This window comes from Rhizobium sp. 18065, from assembly GCF_902706095.1.
Taxonomy (GTDB): domain Bacteria; phylum Pseudomonadota; class Alphaproteobacteria; order Rhizobiales; family Rhizobiaceae; genus Allorhizobium.
This window is the reverse complement of record NZ_CACSJP010000004.1, coordinates 358323-380251: the sequence shown is the minus strand read 5'-3', so window position 1 is coordinate 380251 and position 21929 is coordinate 358323. Positions and strand designations below refer to the sequence as shown.

General features: G+C 60.6%; 15 protein-coding genes. 12 read left to right on the top strand and 3 right to left on the bottom strand.

Translation table 11 applies throughout. The features are described 5' to 3' along the window. Nucleotides 1-39: 39 nt before the first annotated feature. Complete coding sequence (locus tag GVK95_RS13000) at nucleotides 40-459, bottom strand: hypothetical protein (protein WP_159950208.1); 420 nt, start codon at nucleotides 457-459, stop codon at nucleotides 40-42. A gap of 24 nt (nucleotides 460-483) precedes the next feature. Beyond that, nucleotides 484-1185: a fumarylacetoacetate hydrolase family protein gene (locus tag GVK95_RS12995; protein ID WP_159950205.1), complete on the bottom strand. Its 702-nt coding sequence runs from the start codon at nucleotides 1183-1185 to the stop codon at nucleotides 484-486. A gap of 309 nt (nucleotides 1186-1494) precedes the next feature. Between GVK95_RS12995 and GVK95_RS12990 the strand changes: the two genes are divergently transcribed. From GVK95_RS12990 to GVK95_RS12935, 12 genes are all read left to right on the top strand, one after another. Further along, nucleotides 1495-2922: a mannose-1-phosphate guanylyltransferase/mannose-6-phosphate isomerase gene (locus GVK95_RS12990; RefSeq protein WP_159950202.1), complete on the top strand. Its 1428-nt coding sequence runs from the start codon at nucleotides 1495-1497 to the stop codon at nucleotides 2920-2922. 140 nt (nucleotides 2923-3062) lie between these two features. Continuing rightward, nucleotides 3063-6389 carry a transglutaminase family protein gene (locus GVK95_RS12985; protein ID WP_159950199.1) on the top strand — a complete coding sequence of 1109 codons (3327 nt, stop codon included), beginning with the start codon at nucleotides 3063-3065 and terminating at the stop codon, nucleotides 6387-6389. 4 nt (nucleotides 6390-6393) lie between these two features. Continuing rightward, entirely contained in the window at nucleotides 6394-8808 is a 2415-nt protein-coding gene (locus tag GVK95_RS12980; RefSeq protein ID WP_159950196.1) for a circularly permuted type 2 ATP-grasp protein, read from the top strand. Nucleotides 8809-8812: 4 nt separating this feature from the next. Next, nucleotides 8813-9694 carry a transglutaminase family protein gene (locus GVK95_RS12975; protein ID WP_159950193.1) on the top strand — a complete coding sequence of 294 codons (882 nt, stop codon included), beginning with the start codon at nucleotides 8813-8815 and terminating at the stop codon, nucleotides 9692-9694. A 97-nt stretch (nucleotides 9695-9791) separates the two neighbouring features. Further along, a complete protein-coding gene (locus tag GVK95_RS12970; protein ID WP_159950191.1) occupies nucleotides 9792-11021 on the top strand; it encodes a TadE/TadG family type IV pilus assembly protein in 1230 nt (409 codons plus the stop codon). A 265-nt stretch (nucleotides 11022-11286) separates the two neighbouring features. Beyond that, a complete protein-coding gene (locus tag GVK95_RS12965; RefSeq protein ID WP_159950189.1) occupies nucleotides 11287-13749 on the top strand; it encodes a glycogen/starch/alpha-glucan phosphorylase in 2463 nt (820 codons plus the stop codon). 113 nt (nucleotides 13750-13862) lie between these two features. After that, nucleotides 13863-15962, top strand: a complete 2100-nt coding sequence (glgB, locus tag GVK95_RS12960) for a 1,4-alpha-glucan branching protein GlgB (RefSeq protein WP_244618759.1) — start codon at nucleotides 13863-13865, stop codon at nucleotides 15960-15962. Between the two features lie 12 nt (nucleotides 15963-15974). Then, nucleotides 15975-17234: a glucose-1-phosphate adenylyltransferase gene (gene glgC / locus GVK95_RS12955; protein ID WP_159950187.1), complete on the top strand. Its 1260-nt coding sequence runs from the start codon at nucleotides 15975-15977 to the stop codon at nucleotides 17232-17234. A gap of 8 nt (nucleotides 17235-17242) precedes the next feature. Then, the gene (gene glgA / locus GVK95_RS12950; protein WP_159950185.1) at nucleotides 17243-18682 is read left to right on the top strand and encodes a glycogen synthase GlgA; all 1440 of its coding nucleotides are present in this window, start codon (nucleotides 17243-17245) and stop codon (nucleotides 18680-18682) included. Between the two features lie 4 nt (nucleotides 18683-18686). Continuing rightward, nucleotides 18687-20318: an alpha-D-glucose phosphate-specific phosphoglucomutase gene (locus GVK95_RS12945; RefSeq protein ID WP_159950183.1), complete on the top strand. Its 1632-nt coding sequence runs from the start codon at nucleotides 18687-18689 to the stop codon at nucleotides 20316-20318. 67 nt (nucleotides 20319-20385) lie between these two features. Then, nucleotides 20386-20943: a hypothetical protein gene (locus GVK95_RS12940; RefSeq protein ID WP_159950181.1), complete on the top strand. Its 558-nt coding sequence runs from the start codon at nucleotides 20386-20388 to the stop codon at nucleotides 20941-20943. Further along, complete coding sequence (locus GVK95_RS12935; protein ID WP_159950179.1) at nucleotides 20936-21469, top strand: hypothetical protein; 534 nt, start codon at nucleotides 20936-20938, stop codon at nucleotides 21467-21469. Before GVK95_RS12940 ends, GVK95_RS12935 begins: the two co-directional genes overlap by 8 nt. A gap of 6 nt (nucleotides 21470-21475) precedes the next feature. Here GVK95_RS12935 and GVK95_RS12930 read toward each other — a convergent pair whose 3' ends face one another. Further along, a complete protein-coding gene (locus GVK95_RS12930; RefSeq protein ID WP_159950177.1) occupies nucleotides 21476-21922 on the bottom strand; it encodes an SRPBCC family protein in 447 nt (148 codons plus the stop codon). Nucleotides 21923-21929 lie beyond the last annotated feature (7 nt).

Sequence of the window (21929 nt, the reverse complement as noted above, 5' to 3'; positions counted from 1 at the left end):
GACCCCGCCGGCAAGACCTGACCCAAGAGCCGGGTTTCGTCACTCGACCACCGTCACGTCATCGCCGACATAGACGATCAGATAGCCGCCCTTGCGTCTCGCCTCGACCGCCCACCGGCGCAGTTCGCCGACATACGGTTCGTGCTGCCAGAGTGCCGGTTGGGCGGGATCGACCAGCACCGTCGTCTGTGGTCCCTGGACATAGACCATCATGTGACTGACGGCCGGATCCCAATGCGCGCCCAACAGCGGTTCGGTCCGCCAGAGACAGAGAAAGTCCCGGCAGGTCTGTGGCCGCGTCGCATAACTCTGGCAACCGCCACCGGGCACACAATGACGGCAGACGACATTCGCCGGTTTTTCCAATTCGTCGATATCGGGCAGAATACAGCAGAGCGAACAACTGCCGCAGGCGCGTCCGGCAACAACATCGGCGGCCGCATCCTCACCGGCAGCCATCAGCCGGCCGCTTTCGTCGCAACGTCACTCGGCCGGTCCGATCTTGATCTCGAGTGTCTCCAGCCCCTCGATCTCTCCGACCAGCACATCGCCCGCAGCCACCGGTCCAACCCCGGACGGCGTGCCGGTATAGATGAGATCGCCTGGCGTCAGGTGATAGTAGCGCGACAGATGGCTGATCATCTCCGCGACCGACCAGATGAGATCGGTGAAATGTCCCACCTGTTTCGTCTCGCCATTGACCGCCAGCGCAATGCGTTGGGTGTCCGGCGTGAAGTCGGCCGCTTTCGTGATCGCGCCGATGATCGCCGAGCCCTCGAAGCCCTTGCCCATATCCCACGGACGTCCCTTGTCCTTGGCGACCTGCTGCAGGTCGCGACGGGTCATGTCGAGCCCGACCGCATAGCCGTAGACGATGCTCTCGGCGGCGTCTTCGGCAATCCGGAACGCCGGAGCCCCGATCGCGATCACCAGTTCGATTTCGTGATGACAATCGCTGGTGCCCGGCGGATAGGGCATGGTCGAACCATTGAGCAGCAGGCCGGTTGGCGGCTTGTTGAAATAGAACGGCGCCGTACGGTCGACCGCATTGCCCATTTCAGCCGCATGTGCCGCATAATTGCGACCAACGCAGAAGATCCGGTGAACGGGGAACCCCTGGCTCTCGCCGATGACAGGGATGACTGGGGCAACAGGGACATCAAAAAGCGGTGCGGGATGGGTCACGAATGGGCGCCTTGGGAGTTTGTATTGTCGACGGCCGGCGGCGGAACCATCCGGCAACTCTGCCGGCAGAATTGATCACAGGATGACCCGTGCAGCAATGCCAAGCATGCGACATGGTTTCACTTTCACCCGAATGGTGGAAGGCAGGGTCACTTGGAAAAAGGGAACAAAAAATGTAACAAACCTGTTGTTGCCGCGTTCCACAATTGCGCGGTGCACCATGCAACGCCTCATCCGAGGTCGAAACGGACGCGCGAATACGAACCAGGGCAGCCCTCTGCCCGCCCAGAGACTGAAAGGCTAGACAACATGAGCAGCAAGATCGTTCCGGTCATCATGGCCGGCGGCAAGGGAACCCGGCTTTGGCCCCTCTCACGCGCCACGGCCGCCAAACAGTTCATTCGCTTCCTTGGCGACGAAACCTTGCTTCAGAAAACCATGCTGCGTGTCGCCGACAGCGCCATCTACGAAGCGCCCCTGGTGATCACCAACGAGGATTTCCGCTTTCTCGTGGCGGAACAGGCCCGTGAACTGAACACTAGGCTCGACGCAATTATTCTCGAGCCCGAAGCCCGCAACACGGCAGCGGCTGTAGCAGCGGCAGCCTTGGTGGTCCGTGAACGCCATGGCCCGGACACGCTGATCCAGATCCTGCCATCCGACCACGAAATCACCATCGACGACACCTATCGCCGCTGCATCGCCGAAGCTGCCGAAGCAGCCCGCGCCGGCAGGATCGTCACCTTCGGCATCACCCCGACCGAACCCGCCACCGGCTACGGCTACATCGAAATTGGCGAAGCGCTCGGCAACGGCGCGTTTGCGGTGAAACGCTTCGTCGAAAAGCCCAACGCCGAGACGGCAGAGCAGATGCTCACCAGCGGCAACTACGCGTGGAATTCCGGCATGTTCGTCTTTTCCGCCGGGCAGATGATCGCAGAATTGGAGACGCTTGCGCCGGAAGTTCTGACCGCAGTCCAAACCGCCATCGAGAAGGCCAAGGGCGATCTCGACTTCACCCGTCTTGATGCGGAAAGCTTTGCCCGGGCGCCCAGCATTTCGATCGACTACGCCGTCATGGAAAAGACCTCGAACGCCGCCGTTGTCCCGGCGCCGATCGTCTGGTCCGACCTCGGTTCCTGGGACGCCATCTGGAAGCTCGACGGCGGCGATGAGGACGGCAATGTCGTGACGGGCAACGCGACAGTCGTCGGCACGAAAAACTCGCTGGTCATGTCGCGCCACAACCATATCGCGGTCCAGGGCATGGAAGGCGTCGCCGTCATTGCGTCCGAAGATGCGGTCTATGTCGGCCGTCTCGACGACAGCCAGAGCGTCGGTTCGCTGGTCAAACTTCTGGCCGCGGATGAAAAGACGGCCTACCTGACGGAAAACCATCCGACATCGCTGCGTCCCTGGGGCGGTTATACCTCGATCCTCAATGGCGAGCGCTTCCAGGTGAAGCGCCTGTTCGTCCATCCGGACAAGAAGCTGTCGCTGCAGAAGCACCATCACCGCGCCGAGCACTGGGTCTGCGTTCGCGGTACCGCCGAGGTCACGATTGACGACAAGGTGACCATCCTGCACGAGAACCAGTCGATCTATATTCCGCAAGGCTCGGTGCATCGCCTCGGTAATCCGGGCAAGATTCAGCTGGAGATCATCGAGATCCAGACCGGCTCCTATCTCGGCGAAGACGACATCATTCGCCTTGTGGATGAGTTCGGCCGCAGCTGATCGTCAACAAGACGTCACTAAAATCGGGCCCTGCGACGCCAGTCGTCAGGGTCCGCTTGCTTTATGCCGCTGCATTGCACAAGATCATCGTTCACCCGTGTAATCGGGAGTAACAAGGGCGAACAGGGCAAGCGGACCGTATGTCGATCAAGGCAAGCATCTACCACCTCACCCACTACAAATATGACAATCCGATCAAGCTTGGGCCGCAGATCATAAGGCTGAAACCGGCCGCCCATTCGAGAACGAAGGTGATCAGTCACTCGCTGAAGGTCACGCCCGAAAACCATTTCGTCAATCTGCAGCAGGATCCTTACGGCAACTATCTGGCGCGATTCGTGTTTCCCGACCCGGTGACCGAGTTCAAGATCGAGGTCGATCTCGTCGCCGACATGAGCGTCTACAATCCTTTCGACTTCTTCACCGAGGAAGAAGCCTCGAAATGGCCCTTCGACTATCCTGCGGACATTCGCGACGACCTGGCGATCTACATGAAGCCCGAACCGGAAACCCCGGCGCTCGCAGCGTTCATGAAGACGGTCGACATGACGCCCGGTCAGGGCACCGTCGACATGATTGTCGCGCTGAATGCAAGGCTTCAGCAGGAAATCGGCTATGTCATCCGCATGGAAGCCGGCGTCCAGACGCCGGATGAAACGCTGAATTCGGCCAGAGGCTCCTGTCGCGATACAAGCTGGCTGCTGGTGCAGATTCTGCGGCGCCTCGGCCTCGCCACGCGGTTCGTCTCCGGCTATCTGATCCAGCTCACGCCCGATCTGAAGGCGCTCGACGGCCCGTCCGGCACCGAAGTCGATTTCACCGATCTGCATGCCTGGTGTGAAGCCTATATTCCCGGCGCCGGCTGGATCGGCTTCGACCCGACATCCGGCCTCCTCACCGGCGAGAGCCATATTCCGCTGGCCGCCACCCCGCATTTCAGCAATGCCGCGCCGATCTCCGGCGGTTATTTCGGCGAAGCCAAGACCGAATTTGCCTTCGACATGCAGGTGAAGCGCGTTTCCGAACATCCGCGCATCACCAAGCCGTTCTCCGACGATAGCTGGGATTCGCTCAACGAGCTTGGCCGCAAGGTCGATGCCGAGCTCAAGGCCCGCGACGTGCGCCTGACCATGGGGGGCGAGCCTACCTTCGTGTCGATCGACGACTTTCAGTCGGAGGAATGGAACACCGAGGCCGTCGGTCCGACCAAGCGGGAAAAGGCCGACATTCTCATCCGCCGCCTGCGCGAACGGTTCGCCCCCGGTGGCTTCCTGCACTATGGCCAGGGCAAGTGGTATCCGGGCGAGAGCCTGCCGCGCTGGACCTTCTCGCTCTACTGGCGCCGTGATGGCCGGCCGGTATGGAACAATCCCGACCTGATCGCGCTGGAAAACCGTGACCATAAGGTCGAGCAGGCGGATGCCGGTCGGTTGCTGGAAGCGATCGCGGTCGAGCTCGCCATCCCGGCCGAAAACGTCGCACCGGCCTATGAAGATCCGGCCGAATGGATCGTCAAGGAAGGCAATCTTCCGGAAAACGTCGATCCGTCGAATTCCAAGCTGAAGGACCCGGAAGAGCGCGACCGCATCGCCAAGGTCTTCGGCAACGGCCTGACCAATCCGGCCGGCTATGTCCTACCCGTGCAGGCATGGCAGAGCCGCGCATCGGGCCGTACCTGGGTCAGCGAAAAATGGAGCACCCGTCGCGGCCAGCTCTATCTGATCCCCGGTGACAGTCCTGTCGGCTTCCGCCTGCCACTCAATGCGCTGCCCTATGTCTCGCCATCCTGGTACCCCTATATCAACCCGGATGACCCGACGGTCGAAAAGCCGCCACTGCCCGATTTTTCCACCGAGAAGGGCCGGGTCATGCCCGAGCACTCGCTGAAGACCGAGACCGGCCAGCAGCAGCAGATGGGTCAGTCCTACGAGGAAATCGGCGGACGTGTGCGTACCGCGATTTCGGTCGAGGTTCGCGATGGCCGGCTGTGCATCTTCATGCCGCCGACGGCAGCCCTGGAGGACTATCTCGACCTCGTCGCCTCCGCCGAGCGGGCAGCGGAATCCTTGAACCTGCCTGTGCATATAGAGGGCTATACGCCACCGCATGACGAGCGGCTGAACGTCATCCGCGTTGCGCCGGATCCCGGCGTCATCGAGGTCAACATCCACCCGGCCTATAACTGGGAGGACTGCGTCGAGACCACGACGGCAATCTACGAAGAGGCACGCCTCTGCCGGTTGGGCGCCGACAAGTTCATGATCGACGGCCGCCATACCGGCACCGGCGGCGGCAATCATGTCGTGGTCGGCGGCGCCAGCACCAATGACAGCCCCTTCCTGCGCCGCCCCGACCTGTTGAAGAGCCTGGTGCTGCACTGGCAGCGCCATCCTTCGCTCTCCTATATGTTTTCCGGCCTGTTCATCGGCCCGACCAGTCAGGCGCCGCGTATCGATGAGGCTCGCCACGACAGTCTCTACGAACTCGAAATCGCCATGGCACAGATCCCGATGCCGGATACGGGCGAAATGCCGCCTCTGCCCTGGCTCGTCGACCGGCTGTTCCGTAACCTGCTGACCGACGTGACCGGCAACACCCACCGGTCGGAAATCTGCATCGACAAGCTGTTTTCCCCGGATGGCCCGACCGGACGCCTCGGCCTCGTCGAATTCCGCGGCTTCGAAATGCCGCCGAACGCCCGTATGTCGCTCGCACAGCAGCTTTTGATTCGCGCGCTGATCACCCGTTTCTGGAAAAACCCTATCGGCGGCAATTTTGTTCGCTGGGGCACCACGCTGCATGACCGCTTCATGCTGCCGCATTACATCTGGCAGGATTTCCTCGAAGTGTTGGCCGACCTGCGCCACCACGGTTTCGATTTCAAGCCCGAGTGGTTTGCCGCCCAGCTCGAATTCCGCTTTCCGTTCGCCGGCGAGGTGGAATACGAAGGATCAAAACTCGAGTTACGCCAGGCGCTGGAACCCTGGCATGTCATGGGTGAACAAGGCGCGATCGGCGGCACGGTCCGCTATGTCGATTCGTCCGTTGAACGCCTGCAGGTGAAGCTGGAAACGGCAAATCCCGAACGTTACGCCGTCGCCTGCAACGGCCGGCGGGTTCCGCTGCGCAAGAGCGGGATCAACGAGGTCGCCGTGGCTGGCGTGCGCTACAAGGCCTGGCAACCGGCATCCGGCCTGCATCCGGTCCTGCCCGTCAACACACCGCTAACATTCGACATATATGATATATGGTCTGGACGCTCGATTGGCGGCTGCGTGTACCACGTCGCCCATCCCGGTGGCCGGAACTATGACACTTTCCCTGTGAATGGGAATGAAGCGGAAGCCCGACGGCTTGCACGTTTCGAGCCATGGGGCCATACAGCCGGCTCCTATCCCCTTTGGCCCGAGACCGTGTCGCCGGAATTCCCGCACACATTGGACCTGAGACGACCCCAGGGTATCTGATTTGATGGCAAATAAACCGGCAGCGGAAAAGACCCCGCCCAAAGCACGCGCCAGCGCGGCCCGCACGGCCCGCTACCGCGCGGTGGCGGGTGCCGCCGACGAGATGATCGATCCCCAGGGCAGGATCCGCCCGGTCTGGCAGCCGTTTGTCTCAGCCCTCGAAAAGATGACAGAACACGAACTGCACGAGCGCTTTGCCCGGGCGGATCGTTATCTTCGCGATGCCGGTGTGTTCTACCGTGCCTATGGCTCGGACGGCAGCAGTGAGCGCGCCTGGCCATTCTCGCACATACCGGTACTGATTTCCGACGCCGAATGGCAGGTTCTGGCCGATGGTCTTGTCCAGCGCGCCGATCTTCTCGAACAGGTCGTTGCCGATATCTATTCCGACAACACTCTTGTGCAGCAGGGTTTCCTGCCACCGGCCCTGATCGCGTCCAATCCGGAATTCCTGCGCCCCCTCGTCGGCATCAAGCCGGCCGGCGGCCATTACCTGCATTTCTGTTCCTTCGAAATCGGACGCGGTCCGGATGGCAACTGGTGGGTTCTGGCCGACCGCACCCAGGCACCGTCCGGCGCAGGCTTTGCGCTGGAGAACCGCGTGGCCACGGCGCGCGCGTTCTCCGACATTTACGCCGAAACCCATGTGCACCGGCTCGCCTCGTTCTTCGGCGCCTTTCGCTCGGCACTTCAGGGCCAGAAACAGGGCAATGACGACCGCATCGCCGTTCTGTCGCCCGGCCCGGCCAATGAGACCTATTTCGAACACGCCTATATCGCCCGCTATCTCGGCATCATGCTGCTTGAAGGCGAGGACCTCTCCGTTGTCAACGGCAAGGTCATGGTGCGCACCGTGGCCGGCCTCAAGCCGATCAGCGTGCTCTGGCGCCGCCTGGACGCGGCTTTTGCCGACCCGCTGGAACTCGACCAGAATTCCTATATCGGCACGCCAGGCATGGTCGAGGCACTGCGCAATGGCGCTGTCTCCTTCGTCAACGCGCTCGGCTCCGGCATTCTGGAAACCCGCGCCCTGCTCGCCTTCATGCCGACCATCTCGCGCCACCTGCTGGGCGAGGAACTGAAGCTGCCGTCGATCGCCACCTGGTGGTGCGGTCAAAAGGCCGAACGCGAGCATGTCGCCCGCCATCTCGACCGCATGGTCATTGGTTCGGCCTATTCCCGCCTGCCCTTCTTCGACGATAATGGCCGCTCGGTGATGGGCTCGCGCTACAAGGACAGCCAGGGCCGTACCGCCGCCGAATGGCTGGAGGCCGAGGCCGGCAATCTGGTCGGGCAGGAAGTGGTCACCCTGTCCACCACGCCGGCGATCATCAATGGCCAGTTGTGCCCGCGTCCGATGAGCCTGCGGGTCTTTGCGGCCCGCACCAAGAACGGCTGGCAGATCATGCCCGGCGGCTTTGCCCGCATCGGCAGCGGCAAGGATGTTTCCGCGATCGCCATGCAGTCCGGCGGCAGCGCCGCAGACGTCTGGATCGTGTCCGACAAGCCGGTCGATCGCACGTCTCTTCTGCCGGCGGAAGAAAGCTTCACCCGCAACATGCCGGGCAGCCTGCCGAGCAGGGCCGCCGACAATCTCTTCTGGCTCGGCCGCTATATCGAGCGCGCCGAAGGTGTGCTGCGCATCCTGCGCGCCTGGCATGCCCGCTATGCCGAGAGTGCCAACCCGGATCAGCCGCTTCTCGCCTTCGTCACGGATTACCTGTCCGAGATCGATGTCGACACAAAGAACGGCGTGCCGGAAAGCCTGCTGCGCAATATCGACAGTGCCGTCTTTTCCGCCAGCAATATTCGCGACCGTTTCTCGCCCGATGGCTGGCTGGCGCTGACCGACCTGTCGAAGACGGCAAAGCGCTTCCACGAACGCGTCAAGCCGGGCGACGATGCGGCCCATGCGATGACCATCCTGTTGCGCAAGCTCGCAGGCTTTGCCGGTCTGGTGCATGAGAACATGTACCGATTCACCGGCTGGCGCTTCCTCACCATCGGTCGCCTGCTGGAGCGCGGCCTGCACATGACCCGCATGCTCGGCCATATGACCGGACCCGACGCCCCGGATGGCGCACTCGACATGCTGCTGGAGATTGGCGACAACGTCATGACCCATCGCCGCCGCTACAACGTCTCGACGGCCAGCCTCACCGTGACCGATCTTCTGGCGCTGGATCCACTCAACCCGCGTTCGATCCTGTTCCAGTTGAACGAAATCCGCACCGAGGTCGAGCAACTGCCGAACGCCATGATCAACGGCCAGATGTCCCGCATGTCCCGCGAGGCCATGCGCCTGCATTCCGGCCTGGCCGTGATGACACCGGAAACCATGACCGCCGAGGTCTATGCAAACCTCGAACGCGAGCTGGAAAAGCTTTCCGACATCCTCGCGCAAACCTATCTGGGCTGACCCGATGCTGTACGATGTGTCGCTCCATCTCGCTTATCGCTACGAAGCCCAGGCATCCGGGGCGCACCACATGCTGCGCCTGCTGCCACTGTCTCTGCCGGACCGGCAGCGGCTGATCGCCGGCGCCGTCACCATCAGTCCGGAACCGGATGAATTGATGAATTTCGTCGATTTCTTCCGCCATCCGGCAAGCCATGCGATCCTGCGTGCACCGCATGAGAAACTGGACATCCGCATGCAGGCCCGCGTCATGGTCCAGCCGCAGCCGATCACCGCCGATTTCTCGCCGATCCTCGACCGACTGCCGCAGGAGATTGCCGAGACCTGGACGCTGGACGCTGAATCACCGCATCATTTCATCGGCACAAGCCCGCGCCTTCCCCGCGACAAGGATATTGCCGCCTATGCGCGCCAGGAGTTGAAGCCGAGCATGACCGTGCGCCAGGTGGGCGAGAAGCTCTGTTCGCGCATCTATCACGACTTCAAGTATGACGCAGACGCCACCACTGTCGACACCTCACCGGCGGAAGCCTTCAGCAAGAAGCATGGCGTTTGCCAGGACTTCACCCATGTGATGATCACAGCACTTCGCAGCCTCGGCATTCCCGCAGGTTATGTCAGCGGCTTCCTGCGCACGATCCCACCACCCGGCAAGGAGCGCCTCGAAGGCGCCGATGCCATGCATGCCTGGGTTCGCGTCTGGTGCGGCAAGACTACCGGCTGGGTGGAACTCGACCCGACCAACAATATCCCGGCAGGCACGGATCACATCGTCGTCGGCTACGGGCGGGATTACTCCGATGTCGCACCGGTGATCGGCGTTCTCAAGACCTATGGCAAGCACAAAACCGATCAGGCGGTCGATGTCATCCCGGTGAAGCAATAAGAAACGCAATTGCGAACAATTTTACCGGTCGTTTTAGCCGGAATACAACATTTCCCCGCTACAACCCCATCCAACCGACTGCCTTTGGATGGACATGATGACTAAAACCAACAGACAGCACACGCTTCTTGCACGGTTGCTCCGCGACCGTAACGGCAATTTCGGCATGATGACCGCCATCATCCTGCCCGTGGCACTGGCAACCGCAGGTGTTGCGATGGACCTGAACCGGATGGTTCAGATCCGGGCCGCGCTCCAGGATTCAGCCGACGCCGCAACGCTCGCCGCCGCTTCGGCGCTGGCGGCCGATGGCATTACCGATGAAGAGGCCATCGAATTGGCCAAGAAGTTTATGGCGGCCCAGTTCAGCAACATCAACGGCGAAAGCGGCAGCGACATAGACGGAGCGGAGGACGATACGGTCGACAAGAACGCGATCGGCTCGGTGGAACGCAACACCACCACCGCATCCGGCAAGACCTTCGACGTGACGCTCTCGGGTTACTACAACATGCCCACCAACGGCCTGACGGCCCTGCTCGGCTGGGACAAGGTCAAGCTCAACGTCACAAGCACGGCACAGAGCACGACCGAGAGCAAGAACGCCCTCTCTATGTTCCTCGTCCTCGACCGCTCCGGCTCGATGGCGGAAACAACGAGTACGATCAATGCCGCGGCGCCGACCAAGACTGTCTCCTACGACTGCGGCTCGTATAACAAAAAGGGAAACTGGGTCAGTAAGACCTGCACGCGGCAGGACCCGAACTACTATACAAAGATCGAAGCGCTGAAGCTGGCCGCTGCCAATTTGACAGCGCAGTTGGACGCCGCCGACACCGAAAAGAAATATGTCCGAACCGCCGCCGTCTCGTACAATTCGGCCATGCAAACGCCGACCGCGTTCGAATGGGGAACCACAACTGCGCTGAAGTATGTCCAGGCATTGCCGGCAAGCGGCAACACCGATTCATCCGCAGCCATGGCACGCGCCTATACTGATGTAACAGCTGCGAGCGAAATAACCGCACACAAGAACAAGAACGGTCAAAATAAACCAGGGAAGTTCATCGTCTTCATGACCGACGGCGACAATAACCAGAGCAACGCCGACACCAAGACCAAGGCGACCTGCACTGCCGCCAAGACGGATGGTGTCGAGATCTTCACGGTCGCCTTCATGGCGCCGACCGGCGGTCAGAAGCTGTTGAGGGAATGCGCCACCGACACCTCGCACTACTACGATGCGAGCAATGCCGCCGAACTGGTCGCTGCTTTCAAGGAGATCGGCGAGAAGGCAACCCAGGCTTCGACCCGCCTGACCAACTGAGCCTAACCAAAGCGTTATGGCAAAATCCTCGACAAAGCCGCGGCCCGACAGGCTGCGGCTTTTTTCGATCACGAAGTATTCGGTGATATAGTCGAAAACTCAAAAGCTTAATGAGGGAACAAAAGGCTCCGACATTTTATCGATGGCAGCCTTTGGCCTGTTGCAACTGTTTCATATCAGTGCGTAAACTGCACATGAGGGGGACGATCACCGGCGCTCAAGAATCGGTGACGGCCCGGATGACCCAGCAACTCCAGGCGGACCGATGATCAAAACTCCCCACGCAGCTGACCTTCCCCTTCCCAAGCGCATCGCATCCGATCCGGATGCCCTTGCTGCCGAAATCATGGAGAAGCTGACTTATGCGATCGGCAAGGATGCCAAGGTCGCGACCCCCCATGACTGGCTGACGGCAACCATCCTTGTGGTGCGTGATCGCATCATCGACAAATGGATGGAATCCACCCGCACCACCTATCACAACAACGGCAAGCGGGTTTACTATCTGTCACTGGAATTCCTCATCGGCCGCCTGATGCGCGATGCCATGTCGAACCTCGGCCTGATGGAAGACATCCGGCTGGCGCTGACCTCGCTCAGCGTCGATCTCGACGTCATCGCCGGCCTCGAGCCGGACGCAGCGCTTGGCAATGGTGGTCTCGGCCGCCTCGCCGCCTGCTTCATGGAATCGATGGCAACCGTCAACATTCCCGCCTATGGCTACGGCATCCGCTATGTGCACGGCCTCTTCCGCCAGCAGATGGCCGAAGGCTGGCAGGTGGAACTGCCGGAAAGCTGGCTGGCACACGGCAATCCCTGGGAGTTCGAGCGTCGCGAAAGCTCCTACGAGGTCGGCTATGGCGGCACGGTCGAGACGATCACCAGCCCCGAAGACGAGTTGCGCTACGTCTGGAAGCAGGGCGAGCGCGTGATCGCCACCGCCTACGATACCCCGGCCGTCGGCTGGCGCGGCGAACGCGTCAACACGCTTCGCCTGTGGTCTGCCCAGCCGATCGACCCGATCCTGCTCGATGCCTTCAACGCCGGTGACCATATCGGCGCGCTTCGCGAGAGCAACAAGGCTGAAAGCCTGACCCGCGTGCTGTACCCGGCCGACGCCACGCCTGCCGGCCAGGAACTGCGCCTCAGGCAGGAATATTTCTTCTGTTCGGCATCGCTGCAGGACATCGTCCGTCGTCACCTGCAGCAGGGCAATACACTGTCCGCCCTGCCCGACAAGGTCGCCGTGCAGCTGAACGACACCCATCCTGCCGTCTCGGTTGTCGAACTCATGCGCCTGCTCGTCGACGTGCATGGCCTCGATTTCGACACGGCCTGGGAAATCACCTCGAAAACCTTCTCCTACACCAACCACACCCTTCTGCCGGAAGCGCTGGAAAGCTGGCCGGTGCCGCTGTTCGAGCGCCTTTTGCCGCGCCACATGCAGCTGGTCTATGAGATCAATGCGAAGATCCTGCTGGCGGCCCGCAAGAACCGCGGTTTCTCCGACAGTGAAATCAGCCGGATATCGCTGATCGACGAGAGCGGCGATCGCCGGGTACGCATGGGCAATCTCGCCTTTATCGGCGCTCACTCGATCAACGGCGTCTCCGCGCTGCACACCGAACTGATGAAGGAAACGGTGTTCGCGGATCTGCACAAGCTCTATCCGACCCGCATCAACAACAAGACCAACGGCATCACGCCGCGCCGCTGGCTGATGCAGTGCAACCCGGACCTGACATCTCTGATCAAGGAAGCCATCGGCCCCGAATTCCTTGACGACGCGAGCAAGTTGACGGCCCTTGATGCCTTTGCCGACGATGCCTCTTTCCAGCAGAAGTTTGCCGCCGTGAAGCGTTCCAACAAGGAAAAGCTCGCAGCACTGGTAGCCGGTCGCATGGGCATCCGCCTGGATCCGAATGCGATGTTCGATATCCAGATCAAGCGCATTCACGAATACAAGCGCCAGTTGCTCAACATCATTGAAACCGTGGCCCTGTTCGACCAGATGCGGTCGCATCCGGAGCGCGACTGGGTTCCGCGCGTCAAGATCTTCGCCGGCAAGGCGGCGCCGAGCTACCACAACGCCAAGCTGATCATCAAGCTTGCCAATGATGTCGCCCGCGTCATCAACAACGACCCCTCGGTCCGCGGCTTGCTCAAGGTCGTCTTCGTGCCAAACTACAATGTCTCGCTGGCCGAGGTCATGGTGCCGGCTGCCGACCTTTCCGAACAAATTTCGACCGCCGGCATGGAAGCATCGGGAACCGGGAACATGAAGTTCGCGTTGAACGGTGCATTGACCATCGGAACCCTCGATGGTGCCAATGTCGAAATGCGGGATCATGTCGGAGAGGAAAACATCGTGATTTTCGGAATGACCGCCGACGAAGTCGGTCGCGTCCGCGCCGAGGGATACAATCCACGTGCGGCGATCGATGCCTCGCGCGACCTTTCCCAGGCGCTTGCGGCGATTTCCTCCGGTGTGTTTTCGCCCGACGATCGCGAGCGTTATGCCGGGCTGATGCAGGGTATCTACCAGCATGACTGGTTCATGGTCGCCGCTGATTTCGACGCCTATACCCAGGCCCAGCGGCAGGTCGACCAGATCTGGACCGACACCTCTGGCTGGTACTCTAAAACGATCCGCAATACGGCGCGCATGGGCTGGTTCTCTTCAGACCGTACGATCCGCCAGTACAATGCGGACATCTGGAGAGCTTGATGGCAAGATCGCCGAAGAAGATCGGTGAGACAGGCAAGCCGGAAACACCGCCGGCTGAAGACGTGCAGGCAATTGTCAACGGTACCCATAACGATCCATTCGCGATTTTGGGCATGCACCAGATCGGCAGCGGATACGTCGCGCGCTGCTTCGTACCCGGTGCCGAAACGGTGACCGCCACGAGCTTGAACGGCGTCGTGATCGGTGAATTGCAATGCCTTGATCAAGCCGGCTTTTTCGCCGGTCCGGTCAAGGTGCAGGGCTTGCAGCCGGTGCGCTACCGTGCATCGCGCGGCGACGTCGAATGGACGGTGACCGACCCCTACAGCTTCGGCCCGGTTCTGGGGCCTATGGATGACTATTTCATCCGCGAAGGCTCGCATCTGCGCCTGTTCGACAAGATGGGCGCGCATCCGCTCAAGCACCAGGGCGTTGACGGCTTCCATTTTGCCGTCTGGGCGCCGAATGCAAGGCGCGTTTCGGTGGTTGGCGATTTCAACGATTGGGACGGCCGCCGCCATGTCATGCGCCTGCGCCGTGACACCGGCATCTGGGAAATCTTCGCCCCGGACGTTCGCACGGGTTCCGCTTACAAATACGAGATCATCGGCAAGGACGGCGATCTGCAGCCGTTGAAGGCCGACCCCTATGCCCGCCGGGCCGAACTGCGCCCGAAGAATGCCTCGGTGACCGCAGCAGAACTGGAACAGGTCTGGGAAGACGCGGACCATCGCAAGCACTGGGCGACCATCAACCAGCGACAGCAGCCGATCTCGATCTACGAGGTTCACGCTGCCTCCTGGCAGCGTCACCACGACGGCTCGCTGCTGACCTGGGACGAGATGGCCGAGCGCCTGATCCCCTACTGCGTCGACATGGGCTTCACCCATATCGAGTTCATGCCGATCTCGGAATATCCCTATGATCCGTCCTGGGGCTACCAGACCACCGGCCTCTTTGCCCCGACGGCGCGTTTCGGCGAACCGGAAGGCTTTGCCCGGTTCGTCAACGGTTGCCACAAGGTAGGCCTTGGCGTCCTGCTCGACTGGGTGCCGGCACATTTCCCCACCGACGCTCATGGCCTGCGCCATTTCGACGGCACTGCGCTCTATGAACACGAGGACCCGCGTCAGGGCTTCCACCCCGACTGGAACACCGCGATCTACAACTTCGGCCGGATCGAGGTCCTGTCCTACCTGATCAACAACGCCCTCTACTGGGCCGAGAAATTCCACCTCGACGGCCTGCGCGTCGATGCTGTCGCCTCTATGCTCTATCTCGACTATTCGCGCAAAGAGGGCGAATGGGTGCCCAACGAGTATGGCGGGCGCGAAAATCTCGAATCCGTACGTTTCCTGCAGTCGATGAACAGCCATGTCTATGGCAGCCATCCGGGCATCATGACCATTGCCGAGGAAAGCACTTCCTGGCCGAAAGTGTCGCAGCCGGTTCACGAAGGCGGGCTTGGCTTCGGCTTCAAGTGGAACATGGGCTTCATGCATGACACGCTGAGCTATTTTGCCCGTGATCCGATCCACCGCAAGCATCACCATCAGGAACTGACCTTCGGCCTACTCTATGCCTTCTCGGAAAACTTCGTCCTGCCGATTTCCCATGACGAGGTGGTGCATGGCAAAGGCTCGATGATCGCCAAGATGCCCGGCGACGACTGGCAGAAATTTGCCAATCTGCGTGCCTATTACGGCTTCATGTGGGGCCATCCCGGCAAGAAACTGCTGTTCATGGGACAGGAGTTTGCCCAGTGGAGCGAATGGAGCGAAAGCCAGTCGCTCGACTGGAACCTGCTGCAATACGCACCCCACGAGGGCATGCGTCGCCTGATCCGCGACCTCAACCTGACCTATCGCTCGAAGCCGGCGCTGCATGCGCGCGACTGCGAGGGAGAGGGCTTCGAGTGGCTGATCAGCGAGGACCAGGACAATTCCGTCTTTGCCTGGCTGCGCAAGGCACCGGGCGAAAGACCGATCGCCGTCGTCTGCAATCTGACGCCGACCTTCCATTCGCACTATCGCATAAGCCTGCCTGCGGGTGGTCGCTGGCGTGAAATCATCAATACCGATGCCGAGATTTATGGCGGCAGCGGCAAGGGCAATGGTGGTCGGGTGGAGGCCCACACCTCTGGTGAGGGATGGGCAAAGGCGGTGATCACACTACCGCCTCTGGCCGTGATCATGCTGGAATTGGAACAGTAAGGGGAGGATAATATGACAGAAAAGCGGACCAAGAGCCTGTCGCGCGACGCCATGGCCTATGTTCTGGCCGGTGGCCGCGGCAGTCGCCTCAAGGAATTGACCGATCGCCGGGCAAAACCCGCCGTCTATTTTGGCGGTAAGGCGCGCATTATTGATTTTGCACTCTCCAATGCCCTGAATTCGGGCATCCGCCGTATCGGTGTCGCCACCCAGTACAAGGCGCATTCGCTCATCCGCCACCTGCAACTCGGCTGGAACTTCTTCCGTCCCGAACGCAACGAAAGTTTCGATGTCCTTCCCGCCTCGCAACGCGTGTCGGAAACCCAGTGGTATGAAGGCACAGCCGACGCCGTCTTCCAGAACATCGACATCATCGAGCCGTATGGCCCGGAATACATGGTCATCCTCGCTGGCGACCATATCTACAAGATGGACTACGAGCAGATGCTCCAGCAGCATGTCGACACCGGCGCCGACGTTACCATCGGCTGCCTGGAAGTGCCGCGCATGGAAGCGGTCGGCTTCGGCGTCATGCATGTCGATGCGACCGACCGCATCATCGACTTCGTCGAGAAGCCGGCCGATCCGCCGGGCATTCCCGGCAATGAAGACATGGCGCTCGCCTCGATGGGCATTTATGTCTTCCACACCAAGTTCCTGATGGAGCTTCTGCGACGCGACGCCGCCGATCCGAATTCCAGCCGCGACTTCGGCAAGGACATCATTCCCTACGTCGTCCAGAGCGGCAAGGCGGTCGCCCATCGCTTCGCCCGCTCCTGCGTCCGCTCCGACTTCGAACGCACCCCCTACTGGCGCGACGTCGGCACGATCGATGCCTACTGGCAGGCCAATATCGACCTGACAGACATCGTTCCGGAACTCGACCTCTACGACAAGTCCTGGCCGATCTGGACCTATTCTGAAAACACGCCACCGGCCAAGTTCGTCCATGACGACGAAGGACGCCGCGGTTCGGCGATCTCCTCGCTGGTTTCCGGCGACTGCATCATCTCCGGCTCTTCGCTGTACAAAAGCCTGCTGTTCACCGGCGTGCGTGCCAATTCCTATTCCCGCCTCGAAGGTGCTGTCGTCCTGCCCAAGGTGCAGGTCGGCCGTCATGCGCGCCTCACGAATGTCGTGATCGACCATGGCGTGGTCATCCCCGAAGGCCTGATCGTCGGTGAGGATCCGGAAATGGATGCCAAGCGCTTCCGCCGCAGCGAAAACGGGATTTGCCTGATCACCCAGGCGATGATCGACAAATTGGGTTAGCCACGTCCATGAAAGTTCTTTCGGTCGCCTCCGAGCTTTACCCCTTGATCAAGACCGGCGGCCTCGCGGATGTCGCCGGTGCCCTGCCCCTGGCGCTCGGCGCACATGCGATCGAGACCAAGACGCTCATTCCCGGCTATCCGGCCGTGATGAAGGCGATCAAGAAGCCGAAGAAAGTGCACCAGTTCGACAACCTGCTTGGCGAACATGTGACCATGCTCGAGGTAAAACACGACGGACTGGATATTCTCGTGCTCGACTGCCCGGCGCTCTATGAGCGATCGGGCGGTCCCTATGTCGATGGCAATGCGCGAGACTATCCCGACAACTGGAAGCGTTTTGCAGTTCTGTCCAAGGCGGGCGCCGAGATCGCGGCGGGCGTCCTGCCCGGTTTCGAGCCTGACCTTGTCCATGTCCACGATTGGCAAGGCGCCTTGACACCGGTCTACATGCGCTATGCCGAGGCCCCGGAAAAGCCGAGCCTCATGACCATTCACAACATCGCCTTCCAGGGCCAGTTCTTTGCCGAACTCTTCCCTTATCTGGAGTTGCCGCCGCACGCCTATACCGAAGCCCTCGAATATTACGGCACGCTGAGTTACCTGAAGAGCGGCTTGGTGACAGCCCACGCGGTCAGCACCGTCAGTCCCTCCTATGCGGAGGAAATCCTCACCCATGAATTCGGCATGGGTCTCGAAGGCCTGATCGCCGGACGGTCCGACGATCTCTATGGCATCGTCAACGGCATAGATGCCGAAGTGTGGAACCCGGCCAGCGATGATCTCATCGCCTCCAACTATTCGGCGACCACGCTGAAGAAGCGCCCGGCCAACAAGGCAGCCCTGGTCAAGCGTTTTGGCCTGGACAGCGATGACGGACCGCTGTTTTGCGTCATATCGCGGCTGACATGGCAAAAGGGCCTCGACCTTCTGAGCGAAATCATCGACGAATTTGTCGATGCCGGTGCAAGGCTTGCCATTCTCGGCTCCGGCGACAGTGCCATCGAAGCCTCGCTGCAGGCGGCCGCCAGCCAGCACCGTGGCCGCGTCGGCATGGTGCTGGGCTACGACGAAAAGCTGTCCCATCTGATGCAGGCGGGCGCCGACGTCATTCTGGTTCCGTCCCGCTTCGAGCCCTGCGGCCTCACCCAGCTTTACGCCCTGCGCTATGGCTGCATTCCGCTCGTCGCCCGCACTGGCGGCCTTGCCGACACCGTGATCGATGCCAATGAAGCGGCCATTTCCGCGGGCGTCGCCACCGGCATCCAGTTTGCACCGGTCACAGCCGATGCGCTGCGCCGGGCCGTCCGCCGCACCATCCGTCTCTATGAAGATCAGAAGCTCTGGTCGCAAATGCAGAAGCAGGGCATGAAATCCGACGTCTCCTGGGACCGGAGCGCTGCCCTCTATGCCGATCTCTATCAACGCCTCGTGTCGAAAGGCCAGTAACGTCATGATTTCCACCGTCACCACGAAACCCTATGCGGACCAGAAACCGGGCACGTCGGGACTGCGCAAGAAGGTTCCGGTGTTCCAGCAGGAGAACTATGCGGAGAACTTTATCCAGTCGATTTTCGATTCACTGGACGGCTTCGAAGGCAAGACGCTGGTGATCGGCGGCGATGGCCGCTTCTACAATCGCGACGTGATCCAGAAGGCACTGAAAATGGCCGCGGCCAACGGCTTCGGCAAGGTTCTGGTCGGCCAGGGCGGCATTCTCTCGACGCCTGCCGCATCGCATGTCATCCGCAAATACAAGGCCTTCGGCGGCATCGTTCTGTCAGCCAGCCACAACCCCGGCGGCCCGACCGAAGACTTCGGCATCAAGTACAATATCGGCAATGGCGGCCCTGCCCCGGAAAAGATTACCGACGCGATCTATGCCCGCACCAAGGTCATCGACACCTACAAGACCGTCAATGCCGCCGATATCGATCTCGACAAGGTCGGCACGTTCGAGCTTGCCGGCATGAAGGTCGCGGTGATCGATCCGGTTGCCGACTATGCCGAACTGATGGAAAGCCTGTTCGACTTCAATGCCATCCGCAACATGTTCGGCCTTGGCTTCCGCATGGTCTTCGACGCCATGAGTGCCGTCACCGGCCCTTATGCCAAGGACATCATCGAAGGCCGCCTTGGCGCACCGGAAGGCACGGTCCGCAATTTCATTCCGCTGCCCGACTTCGGCGGCCATCACCCGGACCCGAACCTGGTGCATGCCAAGGAACTCTATGACGAGATGATGAGCGGTGCCGGCGCACCCGATTTCGGTGCCGCCTCCGATGGCGATGGCGACAGAAACCTGATCATCGGCAAGGGCATCTTCGTCACGCCCTCCGACAGCCTGGCGATCCTCGCCGCCAATGCCCATCTGGCGCCCGGTTATTCCAGCGGCATCGCCGGCATTGCCCGTTCCATGCCGACAAGTGCGGCCGCTGACCGCGTCGCCGAAAAGCTCGGCATCGGCATCTATGAGACGCCGACCGGCTGGAAATTCTTCGGCAACCTGCTCGACGCCGGCAAGGTGACGATCTGCGGCGAGGAAAGTGCCGGAACCGGCTCAAGCCATGTCCGCGAAAAGGACGGCCTCTGGGCAGTCCTGCTCTGGCTCAACATTCTCGCTGTGCGCGGCGAAAGCGTCTCCGACATCGTCCACCAGCATTGGGCAACCTACGGCCGCAACTACTATTCGCGTCACGACTACGAGGGTGTCGACACGGAACGCGCCAACAGCCTTGTCGCCATGCTTCGCGACAAGCTCGCAACCTTGCCCGGCACGAAGGTCGGCGACCTGACCGTCGCTGCCGCCGACGATTTCTCCTACCACGATCCGGTCGATCACTCGGTCTCAAACAACCAGGGCATCCGGATCCTGTTCGAAGGCGGCAGCCGCGTAGTCTTCCGCCTGTCCGGCACAGGGACCTCCGGCGCGACCGTGCGCGTCTATATCGAGCGCTACGAGCCGGACGCCGCCCGCCATGACATCGAAACCCAGGCAGCCCTCGCCGACCTGATCGCCGCGGCCGAAACGCTGGCCGAGATCAAGAGCCGCACGGCTTTCGACGAACCGACCGTCATCACCTGAGGCGAGAGTGGAAGCCGCATCAACTTATGCTACAGTGATGCACTCCACCTGAATACGCGGAACGGTTATGAACACACCGAGGAAAAACGCTACAGAATTTGATGAATTTGTCTTGCGGCAACAGTCTGCGGAGGTTGAAGCCTCATCAGTGGATTGGGGGCAGGAACGCGAGCAGTGGCTTCATCATCTCAACGATTTGTACACGTCGGTGGAGGCTTTCCTGAAGCCTTATATTGACGGCGGGACCATCGCCGTCAGCTACAAGGATGTGTTGCTGAACGAGGAAAACATCGGCGAATACACTGCGCGGCAGATGATGCTTCAAATTGGCAAGCAACATGTCGTGTTCACACCGATTGGAACACTGTTGATCGGCACGAAAGGCCGTGTCGATGTTGAAGGTGCCGCCGGAAGGGCTCGCCTCATTCTGACAGATCGTCATGCGCAGCGGCCGCAGATCAAGGTGACGGTAAGGCGGGATGGTGACCCCACGCATCCCGAAACAGGGCCTGCGCTCAATATCGACTGGAGATGGAAGATTGCGACCATGCCGCCACAAGTATCGTATATCGACCTGACGCAGGATTCGCTGTTCGAACTGGTTATGGAAGTTGCGAATGGCTGAACGTGTTGCCTTTTCCGGTGACAATCAGTCCATATCGCATATCGCGCTTCATCACAGCGATCTTGAAAATGCCCTCAGGGCCTATTTCAGCTTAACTTCCGATCAAATCTCCGGCCGCTTTCTCGGATATTCCAAGAGCGATCTGACAATCGAATTGCAGGAACGGCTGTACGAAATTGGGTTGTCGTCCTCCATGGCAGTGCTGGCGGCCGTGGAAGCATCCTTCCGAATTGACTATCTTCAACGGTGTCAGCAACGAAGGAAGGATCCGATCTCGCGTACATTTCGTGAGATATATGCGCTTAAACAGACGCATGCCTCTCTGGAAGAAGACATTTTCGGCGCTTGGACCGACAGCTTTGACGGCGCAAAACTCATCATCGGAGAGTTGCGCGGCGCCTTCAAGTTTCGACATTGGCTGGCGCATGGCCGGTACTGGAAGCCTAAACTCGGGCGCCGCTATGACTTCGACGATATTTATACCATAGCCGAAATTGCCCTCAAGCAATTCGACCTGCTCGTTTGATAATCATCACTCTTGCTGGATATCCGGCTCGACCAGCAGAGCCAGTTGCGCCAGCGATTCCTGCCAGCCCAGATAACAAGCCGCCTCCGGGATTATTTCCGGCACGCCGGCCTGGGTAATCTTGATGTCCGTGCCGCAGAACACTTCCGTCAGTTCCACCGTGACATTCATCTCACCCGCGAGGTTGGGATCATCGAACACGTCGTTGTAGCGGATCAGCTTGCCGGGAACGAGCTCCAGATAGGTGCCGCCGAAACTGTGCGTTTGCTGCGTGGTGAAATTAGTGAACGACATCTTGAATGTGCCTCCCACCTTGGGTTCGAAGTGATGCATCTTGGCGACGAAGCCGTAGGGCGGGATCCACTTGCATTGCGCATCGCCTTCCATGAAGGCCCGGTAGACCTTCTCCGGCGATGCTTTCAGCACGCGGTGCAGTCGGATTGTGTGGGGCATTGTCATT